Source organism: Acinetobacter sp. YH12064, assembly GCF_013419735.1.
GTDB classification, from domain to species: Bacteria; Pseudomonadota; Gammaproteobacteria; order Pseudomonadales; family Moraxellaceae; genus Acinetobacter; species Acinetobacter amyesii.
The window spans coordinates 1-10,336 of record NZ_VOZP01000025.1; the positions used below are offsets into that span (position 1 = coordinate 1).

At 36.0% G+C, this 10,336-nt stretch carries 10 protein-coding genes; 2 read left to right on the forward strand and 8 right to left on the reverse strand.

Going from position 1 to position 10,336, the window contains the following annotated elements; translation table 11 throughout:
* Positions 1–279: 279 nt before the first annotated feature.
* From FTU13_RS16805 to FTU13_RS16840, 8 genes are all read right to left on the reverse strand, one after another.
* A complete protein-coding gene (locus FTU13_RS16805; RefSeq protein WP_162898103.1) occupies positions 280–423 on the reverse strand; it encodes a hypothetical protein in 144 nt (47 codons plus the stop codon).
* Positions 424–443: 20 nt separating this feature from the next.
* Complete coding sequence (locus tag FTU13_RS16810) at positions 444–995, reverse strand: plasmid replication DNA-binding protein (RefSeq protein WP_120403854.1); 552 nt, start codon at positions 993–995, stop codon at positions 444–446.
* A 48-nt stretch (positions 996–1,043) separates the two neighbouring features.
* A complete protein-coding gene (gene repM, locus FTU13_RS16815) occupies positions 1,044–1,961 on the reverse strand; it encodes a replication initiation protein RepM (protein ID WP_120403855.1) in 918 nt (305 codons plus the stop codon).
* A gap of 648 nt (positions 1,962–2,609) precedes the next feature.
* Entirely contained in the window at positions 2,610–5,138 is a 2,529-nt protein-coding gene (locus FTU13_RS16820; protein ID WP_180005389.1) for a relaxase/mobilization nuclease domain-containing protein, read from the reverse strand.
* Entirely contained in the window at positions 5,122–5,610 is a 489-nt protein-coding gene (locus FTU13_RS16825; protein WP_120403857.1) for a MobC family plasmid mobilization relaxosome protein, read from the reverse strand. Before FTU13_RS16825 ends, FTU13_RS16820 begins: the two co-directional genes overlap by 17 nt.
* Before the next feature lie 310 nt (positions 5,611–5,920).
* Complete coding sequence (locus FTU13_RS16830; RefSeq protein WP_159124550.1) at positions 5,921–6,340, reverse strand: hypothetical protein; 420 nt, start codon at positions 6,338–6,340, stop codon at positions 5,921–5,923.
* A 126-nt stretch (positions 6,341–6,466) separates the two neighbouring features.
* Positions 6,467–6,748, reverse strand: a complete 282-nt coding sequence (locus tag FTU13_RS16835; RefSeq protein ID WP_159124547.1) for a type II toxin-antitoxin system YafQ family toxin — start codon at positions 6,746–6,748, stop codon at positions 6,467–6,469.
* Positions 6,741–7,034 (reverse strand): type II toxin-antitoxin system RelB/DinJ family antitoxin, encoded by a 294-nt coding sequence (locus FTU13_RS16840; RefSeq protein ID WP_159124548.1) that lies wholly within the window; start codon positions 7,032–7,034, stop codon positions 6,741–6,743. The genes FTU13_RS16835 and FTU13_RS16840 overlap by 8 nt, the downstream gene beginning before the upstream one ends.
* Positions 7,035–7,415: 381 nt before the next feature.
* On the opposite strand from FTU13_RS16840, the gene FTU13_RS16845 reads away from it, so the two are divergent.
* Together FTU13_RS16845 and FTU13_RS16850 are read left to right on the forward strand one after the other, a co-directional pair.
* Positions 7,416–8,984, forward strand: coding sequence for an ATP-binding cassette domain-containing protein (locus tag FTU13_RS16845; protein WP_159124549.1), 1,569 nt, complete (start codon positions 7,416–7,418; stop codon positions 8,982–8,984).
* 215 nt (positions 8,985–9,199) lie between these two features.
* Positions 9,200–9,811, forward strand: coding sequence for a recombinase family protein (locus tag FTU13_RS16850; protein WP_004889724.1), 612 nt, complete (start codon positions 9,200–9,202; stop codon positions 9,809–9,811).
* The last annotated feature ends 525 nt before the right edge of the window (positions 9,812–10,336 follow it).

Sequence of the window (10,336 nt, forward strand, 5' to 3'; positions counted from 1 at the left end):
CTCTATTTCCTGGCTTATGTTATTGGCTATTTCTGATTAACCTAAAAGATAAGAAATCAAAGAATATTGAATAAACCATTGCATAGAGATTCTTAAATTTCCCTAAAATTAACATAATACACCTTATGCGAAATGCTCTTTATTTATCTTTCTAAATCATAGCCTTATCGTGTACTAAAAAGCCCAACTATGCTCAGTTGGGCTTTTTTATGCATTTTTCACGTTCCACGCCTACTTATTGAGCAATGTTCCACGGCTTTAATAAGCCCAGGTGAATAATCAGGAAGCCTGGGCTTTTTCTTTTTGGCGTTCATCCAACTCTTTCTTCAGTGCCTTTTTATCCTGGTACGATGCAATTAGCATAATCGGGATCAGCAGCGGAGCCACAATAATGCCCAGGGCAATGTCTTTCAGTTTCGGCATGATTTCTCTCCCTAGATTGCTCAGTCATGATCAAAAACAGCATTTAGCACACGGCCAAATAATCCACGTTTTTTGTGTTGTGGCACAGCAGTAGTTGTTTGCTGAATAGGCTTATCTTCTATTGGCGTAACTTGTGACGGCTGTACAGTTTCTTGTAAGTCTGTAGTTGTACGGACTTGTTCATTTGTACTGTCAGGCTCACTGTCAGGCTGAATATTTTTAGGTGTATAACCAAGTGCTAAGGTTAGATTGTCAATCTTATCTTTGAGTTGCTCAATCTCCTTATACATACGTCTTTCACGCTCTTCGGCAACTGATTTATCGTGCCGTAACTCTTCAATTAATTGCTTGTACAGTTCAACTGTAGTGTTGTCGTTTTCCTTACTATCAGGCTTACTATCAGCCTGACTGTTAGGCGTACCGTAAACACGTTGCATTTCACTAAAATCAATCACTTTTCGATTCTTCGCATCAATTTCATAACTGATAGAACCGTTCTTCATACGATCATAAATTGATGTACGAGCAATTCCATATTTTTTAGCTAATTCTGCAACAGTAAATTTAGGCATAGTTCTTTAATTATGTTTTAGTCCCTCATTACATGAACTGTAATGTACTTAAGCCTTAAAACCTAGATTTTTAAGATGTGGAAGAAGTTGTTTTTGCTGTGTTGGATCTCTGAGCATATCTTTAATTTTAATCGCTAATTCTTCATAGCTTTCACCTTGATTTGCTAAATGAGACAGTTCATGTAGACGAGATAACTGATTTCCAAATAAGTTAAGTTGTGCATCATTCATTTGATAAAAAGATTGCTTGATAGTGTTAGTTTGTTTAGATGGTCGAGCTTTAGACTTAATAGAGAACTGGATATCAGTAATCACTCTTCCTTTCTTAAATTGCTGATAATCTACAGTTATATCAGTATGTTTGTTGATTTCACTAATTGCTTTGTCTAATACATTAGACTTGAAATTGGACATAGTTGAATACTCTTCAACACCAAGTCCAAGCTTTGATCTTAAATCATTGATACTGTATTTTTCAGTCTTAGCAACGCTTAACCACTTAATAATAAGTTCATATAATCGAATACTATATTTGCTTTTAAAGTCAGAAACTTGTTCGATATAGTATTTTGTGAATTGTTCACTTAATTTACTAATTAAGCTAATTACTTCATGACTAAGATATAAAACAATCAAACCGCTCTTATCAACATAGGTCACTTTATTAACCCAATTAGCCGTTGAAAGTGCTTCTATGCCCTTATACCTATCTAAATAGCTAAACTCTCTTCGCTTTAACGTTTTAGAAGCATCTTTAAGTAGGGCATAAGCATTATTACTATCCACTTTAAATTGATAGATATAGTCGCTCACAGATACTTCTATAGGGGTATCTGGGGAAAGGTTATTTGATTCTCTAGCTTCAACTATTGCTAGAAGCATAATCCGTTGCTCTATTAGGGATAAATTGAAAGAGGCATCAATAAGAGCATTATCCTTTACAACTAACTTATTGGTATTTGTCATAATTCCAAGGTTACTTATTAATCTAACTAGGTTATATACCGCCTAATTTAAATAGTCAATAATCCAACTATTCAAATACCCCTTAAACCTATCTTTATAACCCCTTAAACCTATCTTTATAACCCCTTAAACCTATCTTTATAACCCCTTAAACCTATCTTTATAACAATTTAAGATATTAATTTTAAATATTTTTTTAATGTCTAAAAGCATTTAAAAGCTTTAAAATAATTAAAAGCACAGGGAATGAAAAATTGCCCTTGGTTTTCGCTACGCTCAAACTCTATTGAATCTCGCTTTCGCTCGATTCGTTGGGGCAATTTTTTGGCTAATACTTACGTGAAGTTAAGAAAAAACAAAAGCAACTCGGAATTCGCTTCGCTCATAAATCATTTATGCTCGCTACGCTCGATCATGGAGCCAAGTTCATACAGTCGCTTTGCTCGGCTAATCTCGTTCAAATGCGAAAGGGAGCTTTGTAATCAGGGAAAAAGCGAGGGCGAAATTTTGATATTGCTCAATCGCTCGTGGACACTCGCTCGGTTTAAACTTATTTGCTTTCAAAGGAAAAAATAAAGCGAACGGAGTGTGAGCGAATAAACCATTTATCGTTCATCCCCCCCTTATTACTGTTTTTGCTGAATTAGATTAAAAATCAAAATCGAAATCACGATTCTGTTGTGGTTTATTTTCAGGTTCTGGGCTTGGCTGTGAAAAATGTTTTTCAGCGATAGGGGCTTTTTTCTCTGCAATAAAGATTTTTATGTACTTAAAGCTATCTAAACAGTTTTGATATGCCTGTCTTTGAGACTTTAAACGATCATTTTGTGGCTCTAAAATGATTTCACAGTTTAAATATTTGAGCATGATTTCATCATTTTTAATGATCTTTTCAATTTTTTCATAGTCGTAACTACTGAGGCTATTCGATGCACGAGACGTATACTGCTTCAAGTTGTCTGCCTTTTCAGCGATACAGTCGATAATGCCTAATTGGTTTTTATTTCGGTATAACTCATCTTGTTTTTTAGAAAGTCTCTCATGGCCGATATTATAGTTTGGATAGTAATTGTCATACCTCAGGCTAAACTTTGATGCTCGTTGCGGCTTTATCCTAATATCTTTGACTAATTCAGTTAGTTCCTCAAACCTTTGATCAATGTTATCAAGTCTCCAAGCATTGTTTCTAACTGCTGTAGTCGCTTGTCCTGAGTCCTCAAGTCTTCGTCTATACTGGTTGATACTTTGAGTTGTGAGAGCTTCAAGAGAGCCTGCTCTAGATCTGTCTGTTGAGCTGTAATTTTCTGTCGAATAGGTCTGAGTTCTGTGCTCACCATACTGTTCACAATATTGCTTAAGTTCAGATGGCTTAAGGCTTGTGTTAATTGCGTTTGTAATTGGCTCATTAAGTTGCTTTGAAAGTTTTGCTGTAAATCCTGCGAAAAACTCCCCTGCTCGATTTTGGATAGCTCGCCTTTGAGTGCCAAGATCAAGTCTTGTTGTGCCTGTTTCTCCGCCTGCAAAATGCTGATTTTGCCCTGTAATTCCTGCTCTACTTCGCTGTAGCCGGTCAAGATGGTCTTTAATGAATCGACTTGTTGATTCAAAACCTTGTTTTGCTCCGCTAACAAGCTGTTTTGTTGCATCAATAAGTTGTTTTGCTCTGTCAAAAAATGGTCGATTTCGCTCTGCATGCCTTATCTCCGTAGGCTGTTCAAATAGTTGATTTGGTTTGTTATCGCTTGTGCGTTCTGTTGAATCATTTGCTTTTGTGCTTCGATTGTTTTTACGTGGGTTCGTGTTTGAAAGGCGAAATAAAAACTGATTAAAAACATCAACACTGTAAATATCACTGTCCCAAGTAGTCCGTAAAGTGCTCTCTGACTGTTCAATTTTTCCGTCAAAAGGCTCTGGAACTGACTGTTGATTTGCTTGCTTTGGCTCGCTACGACTTGCCCGACTTGGGTTTGAATAGATTTCTCTAGACTCGGTTGGTCGATCTTGATGCTCAGTAACTGGCGGTTTATGGTCGCTTGGAGGTCTTGAAGTGAGACTGAAAACGAATCTATGCTCGATTTCACTTTTGATATTTCCGCAATATCTATATTCGCTAGCTGAGTCGACAATGCGTCTATTTGCGCTTTGTAGCTCGCTGTGGTCTCTTTTATGGCTTGGGGTGATAGATTCCATATTTCGGTCAATATCGAGCTTAGATGCGATTCTAGAGCCATTGCTGTCTGCTGTACTTGCTGTAAAAGCATGCTGTTTTGAGTTATAGGCTCCTCGCTTTGCTCGATAGTCATCTCGAATGCTTTGAGCGTCTCGGATAGCCTGTGCAAGCTCGTCTGCAGTTGGTCGGCTTTCTGCTTCTGCTCTGAGACGCTCTGAATAAAGTCCAATTTCGAATTTTTCATTGTAAAAATCGCCTTTAAGTCTATGTTTTTTGCCGTTGGTGAGTGTGACCGTTAAAAATTCTTTGCTTTGCCTGACCGACTCAACGCCTTTGACTTGCTCGATACACTCGACAATATCTGCCCTGTTTTCTGCTGTTTGGGTCTTTAAGAGTGTTTGGACGTAGTTATCAACGGTCTTGCAAAACTGCTTTTTTGTGAGGGTCTCAATGTCTTGGCTTGTAAGAATATTTTTTGCTTGGGCATTCAGCTTGGCAATGTGATTTGGCTCTTGCGTGGTGTGCATCAAAAGCAAGTCATCAGGACGTGACCACTGATATTTTGTGTTGAAGTAGTCTCGCAGTGAGTCAAAATGTTTTTCATGACCAGGTGGGGCTATATTGAGTGATTTACCACTTTGTATATCAAGGCGTGGTGCGAGAACGTGGATGTGCTTTGAGCCATCATCATCAGTGTGTAGCACTGCAAAAAGGTGATACTGAGAGGGATCTAGTCCCGAAAAAGCATGTTTTTCAAAATCGTTTAAAACCTCTTGGATCTGCTCGTTTGTTGGATTATCTTCTTTTGACCATGCAATCACGCCACTCGTATATTTCCAAAGGTGAGGACTGGCATCACAGACTGCATTAAACGTAGTCGCATCACCTCTTAAAACCTCGACCCCTGCCCGAACATTGCCAAGATGATCAAGCTTATCTAGAACATACGCTGAAGCGTGTGCAGCAGATCCTTTGCCGTGGTTTAAGAATTTAATATGCACTTTCATCCTCCTCAGCCAGTTGTACTGAAGACAACTGCTTTTTAAGCCGTTCAGGGCTTTGTCTGCTGATTTTAGGAAGTGCAGGGAATATTTGTTCTAACTCGGTTTGAATGCCTTTTAAAACTGAAAAAATGCTGAAAACATCTAACTTGCGTTGCTCTTGTGGATCGGCATTTTTAATGATGTTTAACGCTCGGGCTATCTGATTCAAGTTGTTGCCAATTTTGGATAGCTCTAGCAATACACTAGGGTCAGTTTTTTGATAGCGTTTGACCACTTCAATCACTGTTTTGATTTTGGTCCGTGGTTTTAGTTCTTCTTCCGTGGGCTGTCTAACCGTGACGGCATCTTGCATAACTTCACGTTGAATCAGAGAGTGAATGAAGTCTGTAAAAGTCGTTTCTTCTTTTTCAATGTGCTTCTCCAGTTGCTCTAGCTGCAGCTCAGTGAGTCTGAAAATTTTATTTTTACTTCGCATATTCTCATCCTATTCGCATCACAAGCTTTTGCTTTTAAGGCAACAACGTTGACTTGCCCATCTGTGATGGGCTTGGGGTCTTAGGGGGAATCCCCTAACAAGTCCCTGTATATCAAAATTCGAAGAATTTTGTATATACAGGTAGGCTTGCTTATCTTATTTAGTCATCTAATAGTATTCTACTATATCGTGAAAGATTTATATAAAAAGATCAAAAAAAGGGTTTATCAGCTAATAATACCTAAATTTGTATATGAGTTTTTATGTTGAAATTATGATGGAAATGGGGACTGGCTCATTTACATAACTTTTAAAGGGGAGAAGCAATCCAATAGCCGTAGGTAGAACAAACTTCAGGAATAAAGCGAGTAACAGATTTTGGTATTACTGATGACGGCCCTCCACTAAGGATAATTTCATTACCTATAAAAACTTTATGATTATTAAATTTATTGGTGATGCTAATCCTACCGTCCTTTGTATATTCTAACTCATGATTATTAGCCCAAATAATAAATGAACCGGTATCACTACCAAGCCGAATACAACCATAAGGATCTACATGCAATTTCCCACCAGTAATGGTTACTCTTGAACCAGAATTAGCATGTTTAATAAAAATGATAGGTTTTACTGACTCTATGGAGTTAGATACGGGTTGGGACTTCGCTATACAACCAGTAAGCAATGTAATAATTATAAAAATTTGAGCTAAATTTTTTATTCTCATATTGAACTCTTTGAAGGCCATGCAATGCTTAGCTTCTTTTCAAACTTTCTTATCGTGCAACTAGCGTAAAGTAGCTCGATGCTTTGAAACATGGCTAAAGCCATATTTCAAAGCATCGAGCTAAAATTAGCCAAAAATCTCTGAATGGCTATCTAACTGGTGTAACTCTAAAATGTCATCCCCTACGAGCCTGTAAATCAAGACTAAATCAGGTTTAACGTGACAATCTCGACAATTCTTAAACTCAGCACCACCTTTTAATGGGTGATCTAGGTATTTTTCAGGCAATGGACTATTAGCAACTAAACAGTCCAGTACCTCAGCCCATTCAGCCGTAACTAAATCTAAGTAACGTCTTTTAATATTTCGTTTAAATGAGTTGGTTACGATGATCTTTCGTTTAGCCATGAGCTTCATCCGACATGGCTTTGATTGCTTCTTCTACTGTTTCGTACTCGGTGTACTCCCCATTTTCAATCTCTTTAAGAGATTGAAGCAACTTTGCTACTGCTGTTGGGGTCAGAGTTGGTTCTTTCGCATAGTCAAAAGCTAATGGAACAGTTCTTGTTTTCACCACCTGATTTAAAAAAAGTTTAAATGCTTGTGGCATTGTTAAACCATATTCTTCAAAAATATGATTTGCATTATCCCTCAAGTCTTCTTCTAAACGCATATTAAAATTGACTGCGGACATGGTTAATTCCTCTAAAAACCAATAATGTAAAGACAATATAAGGCATTATCTTTACATTTTCATTACTTTTGATGTAATAAATGGTTTCTAATCGCTAAATTTCGTATAATCGCCATTATGTTAAATAACTTTTAGAAGCTTTAGTACAAGCTTGACAGATTGTCTTATCATTATAAAATAACCTTATTCAAATCATCCTCCCAAGAGTAACGCCAATGAAGTAAGTCATTTTCTCATCATTATTTTTAAACTTTTGATGTGCAAAATAGATTCTACTTGTGGCTATATATTCTTGGTCTCTACTTTATATCCTAAATAATATATTGTTTTTTATAAGTTAATCTTCACTATTTTGCATATCCTCTACATGAGGAATTTTTTATGCAACATGCATGTATTGCTTCAAACTTAAATTTAGAATTTTCTACACAGAAAATGTTTGATCAGCTAAACATTACGCTTTTATCAGGACAGGTTTCTGCATTAATTGGACGTAATGGTTTAGGTAAATCCCTATTGTTCAGAATATTAGATCAAAGCCAAGCTTTAGATATTCATTATAGTGGTCAAGTTTCATGGAATATCCAACATGATTATTTGGCACAATTAGAACGCCTTAATGCTGAAAATATTGCACAAGCATTAGAGGTAGATCATTTACATCATGCTTTTCGGCGTATAGAGAACAATACAGCTAGTTTTGATGATTATGAGTTAGTTGAAAATACCTGGGATTTACCACAAAAATGGCAAAATATACTTGAAAATGCTGACTTACCTACGGATTTGAACTTTCCAACAGAAAAACTGAGTGAAGGACAAAAAACAAAGCTGGCTTTATGTCGTTTGTTTTTAAAAAAGGATCACTATCTACTTTTAGATGAACCAAGCAACCATTTAGACTCAACATCTAGACAATGGTTAATTGAGAGTATTTTGGCACACCCTAGTGGTGTATGCCTGATTAGTCATGATCGCCAATTACTCAATCAAGTCCAACATATTTATGCTTTAACTGAATTAGGCTTACAACACTACAAAGGTAATTATGAGCATTACATTCAACAGCATCAGCTACACATGGATGCATTAACTCAGTCTATTAATAATGAGAAAAAAGAATTAAAGCAGTTAAAACAACGGCAACATGATAGCTTAATGAAAGCGAATAAACGTCAATCTAAAGGCAATGAACTTCGTGATTCTAATTCTCAAGCAAAGATTTTTCTAGATTTCAAAAAGGAAAATGCTGGACAAAGCTTAGGTAAGCTACGTGCCCAACAAACTCGACAAACTGATGATTTGAAAAATAGTCTGATTAATAGGCAGACCATTGTAGAAAAAATCAAAGCTCAGAAGTTTGAATTCCACTTACAGAGTACGAAGCAAGGAGAGATTTTAAGAATTCATGATTTAAAGCTACCCCATACAGCAACAAATAAAATTAATTTTGCATTGAAAGCTGGCGAAAAAATCCATCTTAAAGGTGCTAATGGAATTGGTAAATCAACCTTATTGAAATTGATTTCTACCCATCAACGTGATGATATTTTCTTTAGTGGAACATGTTTGTATTTAGATCAAAACTTTAGTTTATTAAATAATGATTTATCCGTAATCGAAAACCTTGCACTTTATAACTCCAATCTTACTGAAGTTGAGTGGAGAAATTTGTTAGGTCAGTTACGTATTCGTCGTGAAAAAGCTTTATTAAAACTATCAGAACTGAGTGGTGGTGAAAAATTGAAAGTCGCATTATTAGCAATGAGTCACTATCCTGATGGTATTGATTTATTATTGCTTGATGAACCAGAAAATCATTTAGATATTGAGTCTAGAGAGCTTCTATCGCAGGCTATTAGCCAATATCAGGGCGCTGTAATTTTAGTTTCACATGATCATTTTTTTGTTGAACAGTGTGAAATATCTGAAGAGTATTTAATTGAGTAAAATGACATTTTCAAATATATAGATTTATTAGTTCTACTAAAATTAACATAATACACGTTATACGAATTCCCAAGGCATGGCTTTTAGTCATGCTTTTTTTATCAAAAGAGTATAGCTGAATGATAGCGAGCCAAATCGCATACAATATCTATCATTAGACTTAATGCAATAATTAAATGATATTGTTATCATTAATCTAATAGAATTAAGATTAAATGATAGAAATGAATACACGTATTTATCTACGAGCTTCAACTAAAGATCAAGATGCAGAAAGGGCTTTGCAGATTCTTCAGGATCTAAACCAAAACTTGAATTTGGGCGAAACCATTGTGTACGTGGAAAACTATAGTGGTACGAAGTTAGACCGACCTGAATTGAATAAGCTACTGTCAGAAGCAAATCAAGGCGACACCTTGTTGGTTGAAAGTATTGACCGATTATCACGCCTAACCCAACAGGATTTTCAAGAGCTGAAGCGCAGGATCCAGGAGAAGGGACTTCGTTTAGTCGTAGCAGATCTTCCTACTACCTACCAAATGATTCAAACCAGTGACAGCATTACTCATTCAATCCTGGATCTCATCAACAATATGTTGATTGATCTCCTGGCAACAATGGCCCGCCTGGACAATGAGAAACGTATAGAACGTATTAAGCAGGGCTTGGCACGTTCGGGTTACAAGCCAACAGGTAAGAAAGCCAATGAGGCTAAGCACAAACGAATAAAAGAATTACTAGCAGCTGGCAATATGACTAAGGAAGAAATTGCCAAAGCAGTGAATTGTGGAGTTGCAACTGTTTATCGAGTTGCTAAAGTCATTTAAAAAGGCTTGTATCAGTGCTTCCCTTATGTCATATCTATTTACAAAGGAGCAAGGCATTCTTAAAGATCAAAAGACGGAATTAATGATGAAAAAGCATTTGATTTTCCTTGTTTTTTTAGTGATGGTTTTTATTTTAGCTCTAGTTGTAAAGATTAATAATGATCATAAAAAACGGCAAGCATTAAACAAATTGGAACTAGTTGAAAAGCAAATCCATTAGGTATATGAATATTAAGATAAATAAAAAGCCCTATAGTCTCTCCCGTTACTATAAGGCTTATAAATCTCTGCAATTTTTTTCTTAACTACCTACTTTTCCGATGTAGGTTATGAATATATTTTACCTATTGGTAAAAACAAAGATATAAGACAAAAGGTGAATATGCTAGGAATTTCGCATAACAGCCATTATGTTAAATAGAATCAAAAAACCTCCAATAAAATCGTTATAGTATTATTATTTATTGAATAGATAAGAGAATTAAATTAGTGAAATACTCAAATGAAAAAATAGTAAAAGCTCTC